We start from the raw sequence: 16,798 nt of genomic DNA on the forward strand, positions 1-16,798 counted from the left end.
GATAATACCCATTAAAATCAGAGGATAAAACCTCTGGTTTTTTGATAAAATGTATAATCATTATGTCAAGTATGGATGTAATAGCAAGTGTTAGAGCAATCCCCCTCACTCAACGTGGAATTAAGTGAGGGGGTATTTTTTTATTTCCCCTATTTTTCAAGAATTATATATCTGAAACATAACTAAAAATTTGTCCGATTCTAATAAGCGGCTGTAATAATGTGGGTGCGCAATAAATGACTGCGTAATAACTGACATCCGCCGAACTAATAGAAGCGGTGGTGACGAGCAATAAAATCCGATTATAAAAAAATACAGAGTGGGCTTTTGTTGGGATTTACGCTGATGAGGCTATTACCGGAACAAAGACAGTAAAGCGTGAAGGGTTTTTGAATATGATAAAAGACTGTATGAATGGACAGATAGACATCATATTAACCAAGTCTATTTCAAGATTCTCAAGGAATCTGGTAGATACGCTTCAGTATGTCCGTTTACTGAAAGAGAAAAATATTGCTATCGTGTTTGAGAAGGAAAATATCAATACTCTTTCCATGGAAAGTGAAATGGCATTAGCACTTCTAAGCACTTTGGCTCAAAATGAAGTAGAATCACTGTCGGCTAATGTAAAAATGGGTATTAAGATGAAAATGAAGCGCGGCGAAATGATGGGCTTTAATGGCTGTCTGGGATATGATTATCATTCGGAAGATAAAACAATTACAGTTAATGAAGAGGAAGCTCAAACTGTTCGCTGGATTTTTGAACAGTATATCATGGGATATGGTTCTTATACCATTGTAAATCAACTGGTTCAGCTTGGTAAGAAAAATAAGAAAGGCAAGGTGAAATGGACGGATAGTGGAATAATAGGAATTATCTCCAATGAGAAATACAAAGGAGATTTATTACTTGGTAAGACATTTACTGTTGATCCGATTTCAAAACGAAGGCTTGATAACATGGGAGAAGAGGACCAGTTCTATATTAAAAATCATCATGAACCTATTATTTCTGCCGAAATGTGGAATAAAGCCCAGGAAATTCGTAAAAAGCGTTATAAGGAAAATGTGCTGACGATTGGCGGTACAAGGGAAAAGTTTACAAGAAAATATGCGCTCAGCAGTCTTTGTGAGTGTGGGTTTTGTGGAACTAAACTCACAAGACGAGCCCATAATCAAGACACACATTCTACAAAGCCGGTTTGGAAGTGCAGGACAGCTACTAATAAAGGTAAAGATTTATGCCCTCATAGTAAAGCTTTAGATGAAGTAATTATTGAAAACGCATTCTTAGAGGTATATCGGTTGTTGTCAGTTAATTTTGATGATGTATTGGATTCTGTTCTTGCAACAGTAGAGGATGCCTTAGCAAATGAAGAAGATATAGTAAGATTAAAGAAAATTGAAAAATCTTTGAGTGCATGGGAGTCTAAGCGAAAAAAATTGACTGATATGCTATTGGATGATACAATTTCTAAAGAAGCATATGATGAGAAATATAATGATTTTACGGATAAGATTAATCAGAGTAAAAATGAAAAGGAACTCTTGATGCTAAATTTAGATTCTAAAAAAAACATCAAAATACGTATGAAGGATTTAAGAGAAAGGCTATCGGAAGTAGATATGCTTGACGAGTTTGACAGAGTTGTATTTGAAAGCATTGTAGAGAAAGTAATCGTTGGCGAAACAAACGAAGATGGTTCGATTGATCCGTATAAATTAACGTTTGTACTGAAAGGAAATGGGTATAAGGCAATTCCTGATGCGAAGGAAAGATATATAAGTTTATGTAAAAAGCAAATTAGTTGAAAAGTGAATACATTTGATAGGTTAGAAAGGAAGCATTAAAATGAGCGTATTTGATGACCTGTTGGATGGTAAAGAAGTTTTAAATGAAATTAATAGTAAAGCAGATGATCATATTCATATGTGTTCTTTCTGGCAGGACGAGCTGGATAATATGTGTTCTTATCGGCAATACGACACATGTTGAGACGTGCGTTTTATTAACTCAAAAAAATTTGGCGAGCTATAATGTAGAAATAACTGTAGATATTGATGTGAATAAGTAAACATAAGCCTTGGAGTGTAATCCAAGGCTAAATTAACAGGCTAATTATCTAGATAAGATTAATGTGGAAATGATTTGGAAAATATCTTATAAAATTTTATATACTAAATAATGTAACTATAAATAACTATAAAAGTTTATGATATTGCAGCTTGAAAAAGCAAGGTGTGCAATAATGTGGTTAAAGGTGAAGATGGGCAACAGGGTATAGCGGTAATAAAAGATATACATGAATATGGGTTGAGAATGCTAAGCGGTGATTTAAAAGAAGATGAAATTTTAGAATGCATACTTGTTATTATCCTACATTACAACGGAGGGCATTGTATTACGTTATTTTGGTTGATTTGAAAAGAGCATTGACAAAAAACTAAGAACGAGGTAATATTGTTGATAATATCAACTAATCGGAGGCGTGGTATGAATAAAGAAGAAATAGTTAGAAAAGAGGTAAGGTTAATTGTGAGAGAATTAGGTTTATTAAATCACAATTGCTTCAATTCAGACTTGACAATTGCACAAGCGCACATATTAAATTACCTGAAACAAAACGGAAAGACTCCTTTTAATGAATTATTAATAAACCTGGGTATTGATAAGGCTTCACTTAGTAGAATAGTTAGCAATATGGAGGCAAAAAATTACTTAGAATTGAAAAAGTCTGAAGATGATAAGAGAATGAAAGATATCTACATTCTGCCATTAGGTTTGACAACTATTAGCGATGGGGATTATAAAGCAAATGCATTTATAAAAGAGATTTTAGATTTAGGAAATAGCGAGGACATAGATAATATTGTTAGAGCATTTAGAGTATTTCGAATTCTTGCATTAAAAAACAATCTAAGAAAGAATGATTCTAGAATTTCGATAGAAAAAATTTCGGAAAATTATATGAATGATGCAATAAAATTAGCAACAGAAGTATTTGCTAATGAGCAGAGTATTCCTGCAGAATCAATTTCAATTGATGGTAATTTAAAGCCAATCTGGTGGTGTGCAAGAGTAGGAGAAGATATCATTGGGGTGGCAGCATCTTGGAAAGAAAAAGATAAATGGAAATGGGGAAGATTTGCTGTTGATAAGAGATTGCGAGGTTTTGGTATTGGTCAAAAAATAGCCATTTATTCATTAAAAGAAATTTTTAGCCAATATACGGATGAGGTATATATTGAAGCAAGAGAAGTAACTGTAAATATGTTAATAAAATTTGGATGTAAAGTTATTGGAGAAACGGAAGATTTTTATGGCGATACTATAACACCAATATTATTAAAAAAAGAGTTGTTTGATGAACATTTGAAATGAAAGCTGTTAAAACCAGAGCATTTCTGAAAGATTTACTCTTTGAATTGGCTGTTCGTTGCGGGTTTACTCACTGGGATTATCGGGTTAGGAATCAGCGTATTTCTGAATTATGAGAAAAAGTATCTCTTGACCCAGTCCATTTTTAATTCTGAACCAGAGACAATCCGGGGTGAGGTTGTGTCTGATAAACAGACCACGTTACCCACAGAACGTGACAATCTGTTTGAAAATAGCGTATTAACCACCAGTCTGGTGGTGCTTTTTTCAATTATGCCCTATGGCGCGATCTCTTGTTTATGATGATAAAAGAAGTGATTTGGTGGAAAACGAAGCAATGAAAGCATATCTGGAACTGATAAATCAAGCCGACCATCTAATTTTTATTTACCGCATATGGCACTATAGCCGTAAATGAAAAGTGGGTCAATCGTGGTATGAAGGAAAGTCCAAGTAAAATTGCTGCTTTTATTAATAAAGCGACAGAAGCAGTATCGAAAGATTTTTATTGATACTCCCTTTCATTATAATAACCAATAAATTGTACAATATCGAAAGAGCAAAATGGCGTTTGCTTGGACCTATGAAACGTCTAAAAAAGCAATTTTAGAAATATACCCTGCCGCGAAGGCACAGCTAGTTCTTTACGACATCATTATTGTCTACTCAAGGCATGTTGAAACGATAATTCTGATGACGAAATGTGGTTTGGATGGCAAAAAGTAAGGTTTGACCACAAGATGTCGTGGTTTTTGGGCGAAAAATGAGCAAAAAAATGGGGCTAAAAATGCAATTTTTAGCCCCGCTTTTTTTGCTCTTCCACGGATGACATAGTGTAGTTGGAGAAGATATCCTTACAATGTGCTATTAAATGAACTTTAAAATGCATAAGATTAGCACCTCTTCTGTAATGGTTTATTTGATGTGTTAATCTTATTATACCACTTCATAGGTGCTATTTTAATGTCAATGAACCAATTAAAGTAATAATTATGCTTGATAAGTCAAACATTTTCACCAGCTATGCTCGTGGGAATATTGAGTTAATAATTATTTTAATTTTAATTGAAGATGAATATGTTTGGTAGTAAACTGTATAGATAAGAGTAATTATAGATTTAAAGATATTTTGAATGGAGGTAAGTAATGAAGTATAAAAAATTAAAGATAATATATTTTATAATCTTCATTATAGTTATGGTTGGTACTGGTTGTACGAAGGAAACAACAAAGGATGATAATAATATACTGATTCAACCAGATAATGGAAGTGACGAAAGGCAAATAAATGAAAATGATATTTTAATAAAAGAGCATCCATTATTAGAGAATACACCATTCTATAGCGCAACAATTGAAAACATTAAAGGAAAATATTCTGAAAAGCTAGCGGTTTCTTATTCGGAAGAAAAGCTTGATGGGTTCTTAACTTATTATACGGGTGATGGAATAGTTTATATTACGACAGAAGACGGAGGCTTGTATTCTGTAATACTAACTAATGATAACTATGAATTTGCCTGCGGTCTTAAAACTGGTATGAGTGAAAGTGAGATTAACAAATTAAATTTATCATTTAATATTTATGATAAAGATGAGATTGGAGTCGATAAGAAAGTAAGCAGTTATTTATTGAGTTATAAAAAAGGCCCTTTGTCAATGTTTGATTTTGATTCAATCTATTATTACAGTGCTATTTTAAATGCTGAGGTTGATAGTGACAATGAAATGGATAGCTTTGCAGGACGTTGTATTGGCCTCATTGTCTTTATGAAGGATGGTAAATCAATTGCCGTATCTACAGATTGGCCAAATGCTAATTAAAAATTATAATATTCTGTAGAAATAGTAAAAGAATGTTATGATTAGGAACGTAATTAACTATAATGATTTGATGAGGTATAATTTATTTCGCAAATTCAATTTAATATAAATAGACATGGTCTATAGCTGTTTGGTAAAATTAAGTCACCACAACAAAATCTCTCAAAGGAGGCTATAGAACATGTCCGATAACATTATACAATTAAATCAGGTACTTATCCATAACGAATTGAAAGATTTAGAATACATAGAATTACTAAGTGAAGACGCTAATCCATCAGAAAAATTTGGAGACTGGACAAGAGAATAAAGGTAGATAAGAAGAAAACTGGTGTTCAATTAGAAATGAACCGGTCGAACCTTATTTATAATATTATTTCACTTATAAACGAAGGTGCAATTAGCTTTGTAGATCTCGAAGAGTTCAGTGATGAATTGAAGGAAACCATAAGTGCTTTTGTTGAGAGATAATTTATTATATAGTATAGAAGGGTATTTTCTTGACACTATATCGGAACACCGATATAATGAATGCAGGTGATGAAAATGACAATACAACAGCTTTTACAGAATACGAATATGTCCCGTTATCGTTTATCAAAAATTAGCGGGATTCCATGGACTACTCTTGCAGATATTTATTCCGGGAAAACCCATCTTAACCGTTGTAGCGCAGGAACACTCTCCAAACTATCCAAAACGCTTGGTCTAACAATTGAGGAACTCCTGGCACTGGAAACAAAGCCGGAAGAGAACATAGTCACAGGAAAACCAAATAGAAAAACCAAATAGAAAAACTTATCTGGAATCTGGACTGCCGGAGAGTGTTAAAAAAGCAATAAAAGAATATTTACAAGGTGAAAAGGAACAGGTGCTCTATCTTGATTGTTTGTGGGACGAATTATATGGAGCCATTAATTCCAATCTTTGGGCTGACTTAATTACTGAGGAACAGGCTAGCTGTCTTCGTGAAAAATATCTTGGTACAGAGGGAAAGGAGAAGAGCATTAATGATTGATTTTACATCGTGTGAAGTAAATAAATTCAGAGCCTACGGTGGAGCAAATGGAAATAAAATTAATATTCTTTATGAGGGAAATAGCTATATGCTTAAATTTCCGCCTGTCCCAAGTCGTAATATAACCATGAGTTACACCAATGGGTGTATCAGTGAATATCTTGCCTGCCATATTTTTGCCTCCCTCGGTTTCAAAACCCAGGAGACACTTCTCGGAACCTATACCGATTCACGTGGAAAGGAAAAGGTAGTAGTGGCATGTGGAGATTTTACCGAAGGCGGAAAAAAGCTCATTGAGTTTGCACATCTGAAGAATACTTGTATCAGCAGTGAACAGAATGGATATGGCACAGAGCTTTCCTCCATCCTACTGAATTTGTATGTACATGTACTCTGCATCAATTAATTGGAGATTCAGTTCCAGTCATATGTACAACTATGGATGGATTTTTGCTTCATAGTTGCTTTCAGGATTCATATAAGAAGAACATGAAAAAATGTTGCATTTTTTTAAAGGAACAAAACGTTATACCCGGGAACTACTACGATTCTTCCTGAAAGTTTGCGAGCAGCAGCAATGCTGGCCGAAGGGAAAGAACAGTTAGGTCAAATGGGTATAAATATCGATCTAGATGCAACTGCAATAGATATTTCCTCCATTTCATTTGAAAATGGAATTAATGGAGAAATGACGAAGACTACGAAAAAAGTCTACCCAAATGATTCATGTCCTTGCGGCAGTGGAAAGAAATTAAAAAGTGTTGTGGTAAGTTTTAAAGATTCGTTACTTAATGAATCAATTCTGAGTTGGTGTAGTGCTAGGAGTGTATATGAGAACGGAAGCAACGATAGAAGAATGGAATAAATTATATGAGATCGCAACACGTATTAAGACGTTAAAACCGTGGGAATTCTTGTGGGATATGGATATATTTCCTTTGAAATGAATGAACCGGAAGAGGATTCTCTTGTGATTCTGGCGAATAGTCTAATAGATTTCATTTTTAAATATGGGTTGCCAAGAGAAATACGAGTTTCAAATATGATCGTTGAAGCGGCTTTGGAACAAATCTGTGAAATATGTGAAATTAAGCTTAGAAAGGTGAAAAGATTGCATGCAATGGATGATTTTTTAAATTCTATGAGAAAGTTTAATTAGCATTCCGGCAAAAATGGATGCTGAATGTCAGTAATAAAAAACTATTAGAATGGGAAATGTTGAACTAATGGGAGGTTTGTGGACTTGCAAGAGCTAATATCTCGAGGCCTACGCCAAGGCACAAATGCGTCTTTCAGGAATCATTATCACCGACTCAGCACATGTAGAAGTTTGTATAAGGGTTGAGAGGGTGAAAGGTTGATAAATAGCGGGTTGTGAGATATTGAGTGCCTTAATGCTGAGAGGGTAGCCCTTGAGAGTATAAACGATGAAATAGAAAAATGAAAGGGAAACAAGTATGGATGATGCATTACTGCTTAAGATGGAGTTCGATAATGGGAGAGAACTGACTGATGAAACTATAAGTAGTCTTCTATTTTCATCTGAATTGATCCAGTCTCTTACCAGTGAGTTTTCAAAGAATTCATTATATCCTATATGGAGATTATTAGCCCTTTCAGAGATTCCTTATGCCGGAAGATTAAAGTATACTCAGGACTTGCTGCAATATATAGAGAAAACATATGCCACGTCCGATGGATTCTCAATAACGGGAAAAAGTGAAGATATGTTGCCTTGCTATAATGCAATGATTGTGGAAGCATATTCAAAGTTAGGATTTGCCGATAATCATTATATTAAATGTGCTGTTGAATGGATTAAGAATTATCAAGTGTTCGAAAGAAGCGAAAAGACTTTATGGCTTGGTGTAGGATCTACCAAGTATGGTGGTTGTTTAAAAGCAATACCTTGTTATATCGGAATTGCAAAATCAGTAAAAGCACTGCTGTATTATCATAATGCTTCTACGGTCCAGGATGATAAAGTTAGGGAAATTATAATAAAAGGTACTGACTATTTATTGCAGCATAATTTGTATCAACGATTAACAAATAACGAGCCTATAACAAAGCATATACTTGATATAGCATTTCCCCAATCATATCAGTTGAATATCGTTGAATTGATTGATATTGCTTATATGACAAAGAACATGAATAATCCCAGAGTGAAACAAGCTATCGATTTTATCAAAAGCAGGAAAACGAAGGATAATAATTGGAGGATCAATTATATCTATAAGGCTGATGGCTTTATAAGTTTTGATAAGCGCGGAAGAAAAGGAGAATGGGTAAGTTACTTGTTGGAAAAGTACCTTAGTCAAGTGACATAACGGTAGTTGGTTTTTATTATGAATATGTAATTAAATTTCACTAAAATAACATAATTATCTATTGCAATCGACCCTTCCGCCAAGGTCCCACCAGGCTCTGACCGCATCTTTTTTACGCACTCAAGGCATTGCGAGGTTATATGCCTGTTGCAACCCACCGAGGGATAAAATAGAATAAAAATTAGTGAAAGCCGTGAGCCCCTATCAGCTCACGGTTTTCTTGTACCCTAATTTGAGAAAAGAGATAATGATGAAAAATATTAGAAGAATAGATCAGTTATAGAAAAAAGTTGAAGGTTGCTGCGTATTGCAGGGTTAGTACAAAATTCGAAAGCCAACAGCGGTTTCAGTGTGAAAAACGGGCAAAAATCATATCTTGCAAAACAGAAAAGAATATCCTGCTAAGTTGATATATATGATTTAGACTCGACGCTTGACTACGTGGAAAATAAAGAACGACTTCAAAAGCTTCTAACAGTATTATTCGGCCTGGGCAGTGGGCTGTTCCTGCAGGAAGGTACCTATGTCGGTGATGCGTTTTTTCAGTTCATTCCGCCTGGCGCATGTTGAGATTTTAAAGAAGGATGTTACACGGGCTTGGGAAAATAAGGGCGATATCGTTGTTGGTAATGGTGCATAGATTGGTTGTGAAGCGGTTACTATGTCGAGCTTCCATATTAAAATGGAGCAATTATTGGAACAATCACAGTCTAAGGGTTATTTGAAAAAACAACAAAATAGTTATATACTGGATTTATAAGAAGCACTGAGAAAATAAGAAGTATACAAAATGACTCTATCAGTGTACTTTAGGAGATGATTATGAAGAAAGAAATCAAAACGGACTACTATGACACTTTTACCTGCATTGCAGACAAGTGTTCGTTTAATTGTTGTCAAGAGTGGAAGATTGCAGTAGATGATGATACTTATATAAAATGGAATCGCTTAAGCTTAACAAAGCATAACAATAATTATTTAGATCAATATGTAAAACAAAAAGATGGCACACGTGTCGTTGCATTGAATGAACAGAAGCAGTGTCCTTTCTTAAATGAACAGAAACTTTGCAATCTAGTATTGAATTTTGGAGATGAATTTTTGTCTGAAACTTGTGCGATTTTCCCAAGGCAGATACACGAATTTGCAGATAGAAAAGAATATTCTTTGGTATCCTGTTGCCCAGAAGTTGTGGATTTGATGAATCAGCAGGATAAAATTTGTTTTACGAAGAATATGTTTGATATGGATGAAGACATTTTGTTGCAGATTCGAACTATGATGATTACTATTATGCAAAATCAACACTTTTCTATTTCAAAGAGTGTGATGATGATTTTTTATATTCTTCTGGATATTCATCAAAACGAATCTGTATTAAAAAAAGAGATAGACGAATATAAGGACAAAGCTGTTTTAAAAGAATTATCAGATACCATAGATAACATGCAATTTCTTAGTTTAGATACTTTTGAAGAAAATAATGAACTTTTTTTAGACATAGCTGAAAATTATCGAAAGCAAGAACTATATACCAGTTATCTGGAACCAATAGCTGTGATAGCGGAAAACTTATCGAGAGACTATGATAAGCGTAAAATGATCGTACAATTACAGAAATTCGAAAAGCAGTTTTCTTCTTATGAAAAGTTATTTCGCAATTACCTTGTTGTAGAAATTTTCTCAAACAGTCTGATGCCAGAATCGGATTTGGAAAGTATAGTTGTTATGATTCAGTGGATTGCTATGGAATATGCGATAATGAGGCACTCAATCTTTCTAAGTTGGTTACTTGATGAACAAGAAAAACTGTCTTATACGGTGGTACGTAATTATATTGTTGTTATATCACGAATGATGGGATATGATCAAGAAGATATCTGTCAATATCTGGATAAAAGCTTTGAAAACTTAATATGGGAATGGGGATATTTGGCTTTGCTTATTGGAGCGTAATAAGGTGAATAATCTGATATCACCGAGCCTTTACTTAAAGAATGTGCCAATATAATATTCAGTGCATGGGGGTAAGATGGATATTTAAGTTGTACCCATACTGCTAATGCGGTCAATGTGCTTTGCCACAGGGGTTATGCTTTTGATGCCGGACTGCAGAAAACTTTCTAACACCTTTTGAATACACAATATACCGATGGCAGTTGGCGCTACAACAAGTTTAGCTTTGGCAGAGGTCCAAAATGAGTATTCTAACCCTTTCCCAACACTTACTGTCCTGATTGCATTCCGCTTTAGTGACTATCTCAATAAAGAACCAGCGCTTGATAGGTCTGTAGATTTCTTGCTTGAGCATTGGACAATCCGGAAACCGATTGGCCCATTCCACTATGGAATAGGCACACGGTTTATGCAAATCGAATATCCTTTCCGCAACTCCAGACTGATTATGAACTAATAACTACAATTTAAAAGTATCAGACATATTGGTTTGGTACTTTTGTATTCAGTTTGGTTTTAGAGGATAAGGCAAAATCGGAAATCCCGTTATCTAAAACAAAAATATTAACGAAACCGAATTACTGTGCTGCCGTATAGATGAGCTGCTTTTGTTTACCGCAGTTTTTTCGTTATAAGTTGACAGAAATCATAATATGGTCAATAATTAGAGAGTATGTAACATTAATAACTCTATATAAAATACGGAAATGGTGATCCTATGTCAAATAGATACGAAGAAGATTTATTAAAACAGCAAGTACTTGAAATCATGAATGATGAAAAAGCAGAGAAAGATAAAATGGAGCTAGTAGAAAAGGAAGAGCAAGGAAGGGCTCCGCAGCCAAAGAAGTCACCTTCCCGAAAAAAGAAAAACCATAAGGCATTAAAAATGGCAGGCATTATGGTTTTAATTCTACTGATTCTAATTGTCTTAATTATTGGAACAAAGCCGGGACGCAGCATTATCTATAAATCAGCAAGCACCTTTGCCTTTCATAATATGAACAACGAAGAAATTATTAAGGAATACGATGCGGCAGGCAGTACAGAGCATGCTGACGGAGCAAGGTACGAAGACTATGTAACCAATTATCTGATCTTCGGTATCGAAGAATTCGGGGGAGCCAGAAATACCGATTCCATGATGATTGCCTCCATCAATACCAAAGATGATACCTTAAAGCTTACCTCGTTGCTTCGTGACAGCTATGTTGATATACAAGGTTATAAAGCAAATAAATTGAATTCTGCTTATGCACGGGGTGGAGCGAGATTATTGGTTGATACGATAGAAAAGAATTATAAGGTCCAAATCGACGGTTATGTATCGGTTGATTTCAAATCCTTTGAGAAAATAGTTGATCTATTAGGCGGCGTAACAATTGAGCTGGGGAAAGAAGAAGCACGATACCTTAACAAAACCAATTACATATCGCAAAAGAAAAATCGAAATGTAAAAAAAGGTGTTAATCATCTCAATGGCAATCAGGTCATGGGATATGTCCGCGTACGAAAAGTAAAAACTCTGGGCGGAGTAAATGATGACTATGGTCGTATTGTCCGACAGCAAAGAGCTTTAAAAGCGATATTTAATAGCTATAAATCTCCGAAAAACCTGTTCAAAATTCTATCCATTACAAAAGAAAGTCTGGGTTATGTGACAACGAATTTAACACAGAATCAGATAGAAAAAGCAATGGCGGATTTGGTTGAGAATAAAATAACAACCTTGGATACCTTCCGAATTCCGGCTGACGGAGCCTTTGATGCACCTAAGAAATACAATGGAATCACTTATCCGATTGTTTTAGATTGGGATAAGAATAGAGTTGAATTATATAAGTTTATATTTGATGATACAGAGAAGGAAGCGGTTGCCACATTAAAGTAATAAGTCAAGATTGTAATGAAAAATATATTATTATAACTACTTATTCCCTCATATTAGGCGAAGCAACTGACTTTCTCCGTAAGGGCACAGAGTAAATAACCAGTGTACCGGCGAGTTAAGGTTGCTTCTTCGTTGGACATTACGTTTTGTTTTGCACACATTTGTTCAATATGCGGAAAGAGAAAAAGAGCTGTTTGCTATGATTTCCGACTTTTTTATTTTTGCTGTATAATTAGGTGTGGAGCCGATTCCGTCCGAGGAACATCCGAAGCAAGGAGGGATCAAAGTGCAAGCATCCCAAATCATAACCCTGATCGCTATGACGTTGACCATGTTTGGAGTCATCGGCTTATTATCCTTGCTGGGTATTACTACACACTCAGCGGCATCAAATCTAAAACCGAGGGCGCTGGGCATCACGGGACGGCCCGCTGGGCATCAAAGCAGGAGATCGACGACATGGATAAATACGGTATCGACGTACTGGTAATTTCCGGGGTCGGGTCCCATTCAAAACGATCTCGACACGGCACGTGCTGTGAATACAGCCACCCGATGCAATGATTTACTTTACGACCTCACGAAAAGATATCCGACACGTTTCAAGGCATTCGGCAATCTAGCTTTCCAGAATCCGGTTGCCGCAGCTTTGGAGGCAGAGCGCTGTATTAAAGAACTCGGATTTGTGGGTTTTATGGTAAACGGCGCCACCAATTTTCATTACTACGACGAGCCGCAGTTTTATCCTATTTGGGCTAAAGGATGAATAATTTCCTACCAGGTTTGACATCTTATTGCTCACCTGAGCCTCATGGAGAGACGGCAATAAAGATGCAGTAATGTGGTTGTTAATCTATTCCTAAGTTTTGAAGAGATTACTGTTACAAATTGAAAATTGCATAATATGTAATCTGCAAGGCCCGACCAGGTCCAACAAACAAGGAATGGATTTTCTTTAAATATATAAAGTATGAAAGGTGGTTTGGTAATGAAAATTCTCATAGTCGGCTATTTTACTGAGACCTCAAAATTGAATATCATAAGGAATTTTCCAGAAGAATGGAACATCGTAATTGTTCCGCCTGGGGAAGAAATGCTGCATCATATTGAAGATTGCCAAGTAATCATACCAGAACATGTTAAAATTGATCGCAATCTGCTTTCAAAAGCAAAAAAATTAAAATTGGTGCAGACAGGCGCAGGATATGATAATGTAGATATCGATGCCTGTACGCAACAAGACATTTGGACGGCCAATGCGGCAGGAGTGAATGCTCAGGCAGTAGCCGAGCACGTAATGGCATTAATATTGTCTTATTATAAAAACATACCGTTTCTTGATGCTTTCATGAAAAAAAAGATAGATCAAAATCAATTGGACTATACGGGAAGTGAGTTAAAAGGCAAAACGATTGGAATTATTGGATTTGGCGCTATTGGTAAAAAAGTAGCCGAGTTTTGCAGGGTTTTTGATATGAATGTATTGGCTTATGCTAGAAAAGCTGTTGTACAACCTGACGGTTTTGTGAAAATGACAGATTTTGATAATCTTGTAAGTGCATCAGACATAGTAACAGTACATGCATCCTTGAATCCACAAACCAAACAGCTGATCGACAAAGAGGTATTCAAGAAAATGAAGAATACCGCACTTTTTATTAATACAGCCCGCGGTGGAATTGCCAATGAAAAAGACTTAATAGATGCTTTAAAAAATGGAGATATATCAGGCGCATGCCTGGATGTGTTTGAAACTGAACCCCTTCCAATTGACAGTGAGCTTCGGAATCTGAGTAATGTGATACTTACGCCTCATACGGCAGGCATGCCTGACGGTCTCAAATTTCATAAAAAGAGATATGATTTCTTTGTGAATAATATAAAACGTGTAGAAAATGGTGAAGAGCCTGAAAGCAAGCTTAATCAGTTATTCTAAACGGATATAACTATCATCAAGTCTTAGCGGAGTTCTCTACAGTCTATACAGACAACATATAGACTGTGGAGAATGAGTATAGGTACTTATACCCTATCATCTTTATGTAAAAGCTTGCTTAAATCTATTGCTGTTTGGTAAACCTCCACTATGCGACTGTTCCAGCAACCCCTATTATTCCCGTAATAGCGGGTATGGCGATGCTAGCGAAGCCAAGAGAAACATTTGAAATAAATAATGCTGGAATTGTCCAGGGAAAGTAAGCTGCAAGCCCAGCCTGCGCAACGACATTGGAAATAACCACTATAAGGAACGCAAGTCCAATAGGAGCTAAATATCCCTTACTGACATTCGCCAATAGGGCACTTATCGTACTGACAACCATAGTTAACAGTGATGCAGTCATAAAAGCAAGAAAACTTTCATGATAATCAACCATATTCCACCATTAAGACCAATCAACATACCCATAATAAATACTACCGCGAACATGAAAAAGGCTAACAATACATCCCAAAGAAAAATTACGATGAACTTTGAAAGTACCACATAAAGTTTAGATAATGGTTTCACTAGCAATTCACTGATTGTTTTATCGGTGTATTCCCGTCCGAAAACCCAACAAGCGGTGAAAGAGAATCCAATCACCAAAATAGCAGTGCTTGAACCAAGTAAATCTGTTAAATAAGGCTCCCATCCGGCATCTACCGCATTGATATATGTGACTAAACCAAGCATAATTGGCATAGTGGCAAATGCGACTACAACAATCCAAAAAACACTTGAACGCAATACTTTAAGGGCTTCGCAATGTATAAATGACAATATTTTCATTCGTGTATCCTTCTTGTACTTTGAATCATCCGCAAAAAAATAACCTTCCCAATAACCAACTTGCTCCCATAACTTGTGAGTTCCGGGGTCAACTTTATTCCCCAGCATATAGATACTACCGGACGAGGGTTTGAGCAATGACAATATCATTTTAATTGTGGTTGATTTGTCTGCTCCATTCAAACCAAGAAACCCGAATATTTCGCCACCATTTACCTCAAGTGAAAGATTGCTGACGGCACGATAATCACCAAAATTTTTTGTGAGACTATCCAACTGTATTGCAGCTGAGCCGTTACTACTTGATTTTTCCATTTTATGCACTCCTTATGTGAATTTCTTTTGCGTTTTTATTTAAATTCACCGCTTACCCCCTTTAATGTTGTCTCATACTTTTGGCTAATGCCCCGTAGTATTTTGGCTGGCAGGAAAACCCCTTGTCGGTTTTTTATTTAACAAAGATATTTACAAAATATGGGCATCATATTATAATAATACTTATTATAAGTGTTAAAATAAGTATTATTATAATAATGAATAATAGAGGGGGGAATTAATGGGAAACGCAATTACAATAAAGCAGAGTAATATTGACACAGTTCGCCGTGCCTTGTATTCATGCAGGATTTCTACAGTTAAAGATTTGGCACAAAAGACGGATATCAGTCCTGCTACTGTGGGGAGTATTTTAAATATTCTTGTGGAAACAGGAGAAGTACAGACAGGTGATATGGTTTCCTCTACAGGAGGAAGACCATCTCAATCTTATATATTCAACGCCGAATATGCATACATACTTGCACTTTCTGCAAGAACCAACAAGGATAAAGACGTGATACATGCTTCTGTTACCAACTTATTAGGCCAAGTGGTATGGGAAGTAACACATGATTATAAGTGTATTCATATATTGGGCTTTGAATCAGTCATTGACATATGTTTAAAAAAATATCCGACAATAAAGATTTTGGCCTTTTCCTTGCCGGGCGTTGAACGTGATGGTGTGATTGTGGCAAATGATTATAAAGAATTAGAAGGGTTGCATTTCGCAAACAACCTAAAGGAAAGATATGGACTTCCCGTTATTATTGAAAATGATATTAATGCAGCTGTGGCAGGATATGGTCGGACGCTGGGAACCTTCCCTGCCATAGTGGGTATTTATTTTCCACGACGCTATCCGCCTGGCGCAGGTCTATTAATAAACGGTAGAGTCTTCAAAGGGACGTCCGGATATGCAGGAGAAATCAATTTGATGCCATTGAACATTGACTGGCTTACGGTGAATTATTGCAACAAAAAAGAGATTGCTCCTGCTATATCAAAGCTAATATGTGCTATCACAAGCGTTATCGACCCGCACCGTATAATATTGTATGGGGACTTTTTCTCCGACGAGCTGCAAAAAGAAATAAATATGTCTGTATCTAAACAAGTAGTGCGTAATATTATTCCATCTATTATTTACCGGGCTGAACTGGAAGCTGATATAACTTCCGGTTTGATTTTGCAGGCATTATCTCTTTATGAGAGTGAGGCGAAGGCATAATGATCGCGGTTGAATTGCATATTCATCCAACTACAGGCAGTGAATTATCACCCCCAGTTATTTTCAGGAAATGCTG

The 16,798-nt window shown here is 35.8% G+C and carries 19 protein-coding genes and 2 pseudogenes; 19 read left to right on the plus strand and 2 right to left on the minus strand.

Annotated elements, in window-relative coordinates; genetic code table 11:
- Window positions 1–329: 329 nt before the first annotated feature.
- The 18 genes and pseudogenes from RBU59_RS22675 to RBU59_RS22755 all read left to right on the plus strand — a co-directional run.
- Window positions 330–1,046, plus strand: a pseudogene (locus RBU59_RS22675) (recombinase family protein); the annotation flags it as partial.
- Window positions 1,023–1,814: a zinc ribbon domain-containing protein gene (locus RBU59_RS22680; RefSeq protein WP_308148626.1), complete on the plus strand. Its 792-nt coding sequence runs from the start codon at window positions 1,023–1,025 to the stop codon at window positions 1,812–1,814. The pseudogene RBU59_RS22675 and the gene RBU59_RS22680, both read left to right, overlap by 24 nt.
- 40 nt (window positions 1,815–1,854) lie before the next feature.
- Complete coding sequence (locus tag RBU59_RS22685; protein ID WP_308144751.1) at window positions 1,855–1,998, plus strand: hypothetical protein; 144 nt, start codon at window positions 1,855–1,857, stop codon at window positions 1,996–1,998.
- A gap of 255 nt (window positions 1,999–2,253) precedes the next feature.
- On the plus strand, window positions 2,254–2,427 hold the full coding sequence (locus RBU59_RS22690) for a hypothetical protein (RefSeq protein ID WP_308144752.1): 174 nt from the start codon (window positions 2,254–2,256) through the stop codon (window positions 2,425–2,427).
- A gap of 69 nt (window positions 2,428–2,496) precedes the next feature.
- Window positions 2,497–3,384 carry a GNAT family N-acetyltransferase gene (locus tag RBU59_RS22695; RefSeq protein ID WP_308144753.1) on the plus strand — a complete coding sequence of 296 codons (888 nt, stop codon included), beginning with the start codon at window positions 2,497–2,499 and terminating at the stop codon, window positions 3,382–3,384.
- A gap of 395 nt (window positions 3,385–3,779) precedes the next feature.
- A pseudogene (locus RBU59_RS28865) lies at window positions 3,780–3,893 on the plus strand (hypothetical protein); the annotation flags it as partial.
- Window positions 3,894–4,527: 634 nt separating this feature from the next.
- Window positions 4,528–5,205, plus strand: coding sequence for a hypothetical protein (locus RBU59_RS22705; protein ID WP_308144754.1), 678 nt, complete (start codon window positions 4,528–4,530; stop codon window positions 5,203–5,205).
- Window positions 5,206–5,386: 181 nt separating this feature from the next.
- Window positions 5,387–5,515 carry a hypothetical protein gene (locus RBU59_RS22710; protein WP_308144755.1) on the plus strand — a complete coding sequence of 43 codons (129 nt, stop codon included), beginning with the start codon at window positions 5,387–5,389 and terminating at the stop codon, window positions 5,513–5,515.
- Between the two features lie 236 nt (window positions 5,516–5,751).
- Window positions 5,752–5,997 (plus strand): helix-turn-helix domain-containing protein, encoded by a 246-nt coding sequence (locus RBU59_RS28595; RefSeq protein WP_330698387.1) that lies wholly within the window; start codon window positions 5,752–5,754, stop codon window positions 5,995–5,997.
- Window positions 5,998–6,215: 218 nt separating this feature from the next.
- Complete coding sequence (locus RBU59_RS22720) at window positions 6,216–6,629, plus strand: hypothetical protein (RefSeq protein ID WP_330698388.1); 414 nt, start codon at window positions 6,216–6,218, stop codon at window positions 6,627–6,629.
- A gap of 171 nt (window positions 6,630–6,800) precedes the next feature.
- Complete coding sequence (locus RBU59_RS22725) at window positions 6,801–7,088, plus strand: SEC-C metal-binding domain-containing protein (protein ID WP_308144756.1); 288 nt, start codon at window positions 6,801–6,803, stop codon at window positions 7,086–7,088.
- On the plus strand, window positions 7,054–7,170 hold the full coding sequence (locus tag RBU59_RS28870) for a DUF7309 domain-containing protein (protein ID WP_442871694.1): 117 nt from the start codon (window positions 7,054–7,056) through the stop codon (window positions 7,168–7,170). Before RBU59_RS22725 ends, RBU59_RS28870 begins: the two co-directional genes overlap by 35 nt.
- Window positions 7,140–7,382 (plus strand): DUF6930 domain-containing protein, encoded by a 243-nt coding sequence (locus RBU59_RS22730; protein WP_308144757.1) that lies wholly within the window; start codon window positions 7,140–7,142, stop codon window positions 7,380–7,382. Before RBU59_RS28870 ends, RBU59_RS22730 begins: the two co-directional genes overlap by 31 nt.
- Window positions 7,383–7,680: 298 nt before the next feature.
- A complete protein-coding gene (locus RBU59_RS22735) occupies window positions 7,681–8,556 on the plus strand; it encodes a hypothetical protein (RefSeq protein WP_308144758.1) in 876 nt (291 codons plus the stop codon).
- A gap of 822 nt (window positions 8,557–9,378) precedes the next feature.
- Window positions 9,379–10,512 (plus strand): flagellin lysine-N-methylase, encoded by a 1,134-nt coding sequence (gene fliB / locus RBU59_RS22740; protein ID WP_308144759.1) that lies wholly within the window; start codon window positions 9,379–9,381, stop codon window positions 10,510–10,512.
- A gap of 718 nt (window positions 10,513–11,230) precedes the next feature.
- The gene (locus RBU59_RS22750; RefSeq protein WP_308144760.1) at window positions 11,231–12,403 is read left to right on the plus strand and encodes an LCP family protein; all 1,173 of its coding nucleotides are present in this window, start codon (window positions 11,231–11,233) and stop codon (window positions 12,401–12,403) included.
- A 508-nt stretch (window positions 12,404–12,911) separates the two neighbouring features.
- Window positions 12,912–13,169 carry an amidohydrolase family protein gene (locus tag RBU59_RS28875; protein ID WP_442871718.1) on the plus strand — a complete coding sequence of 86 codons (258 nt, stop codon included), beginning with the start codon at window positions 12,912–12,914 and terminating at the stop codon, window positions 13,167–13,169.
- A gap of 222 nt (window positions 13,170–13,391) precedes the next feature.
- Window positions 13,392–14,339, plus strand: coding sequence for an NAD(P)-dependent oxidoreductase (locus RBU59_RS22755; RefSeq protein ID WP_308144761.1), 948 nt, complete (start codon window positions 13,392–13,394; stop codon window positions 14,337–14,339).
- Between the two features lie 148 nt (window positions 14,340–14,487).
- Here RBU59_RS22755 and RBU59_RS22760 read toward each other — a convergent pair whose 3' ends face one another.
- Together RBU59_RS22760 and RBU59_RS22765 are read right to left on the minus strand one after the other, a co-directional pair.
- Complete coding sequence (locus RBU59_RS22760) at window positions 14,488–14,778, minus strand: hypothetical protein (protein ID WP_308144762.1); 291 nt, start codon at window positions 14,776–14,778, stop codon at window positions 14,488–14,490.
- Window positions 14,742–15,488 (minus strand): ABC transporter permease, encoded by a 747-nt coding sequence (locus RBU59_RS22765; protein ID WP_308144763.1) that lies wholly within the window; start codon window positions 15,486–15,488, stop codon window positions 14,742–14,744. Before RBU59_RS22765 ends, RBU59_RS22760 begins: the two co-directional genes overlap by 37 nt.
- A 241-nt stretch (window positions 15,489–15,729) precedes the next feature.
- On the opposite strand from RBU59_RS22765, the gene RBU59_RS22770 reads away from it, so the two are divergent.
- Window positions 15,730–16,722, plus strand: coding sequence for an ROK family transcriptional regulator (locus RBU59_RS22770; RefSeq protein WP_308144764.1), 993 nt, complete (start codon window positions 15,730–15,732; stop codon window positions 16,720–16,722).
- Window positions 16,723–16,798 lie beyond the last annotated feature (76 nt).

The sequence above is a fragment of the Anaerocolumna sp. MB42-C2 genome, from assembly GCF_030913705.1.
GTDB lineage: Bacteria > Bacillota > Clostridia > Lachnospirales > Lachnospiraceae > Anaerocolumna.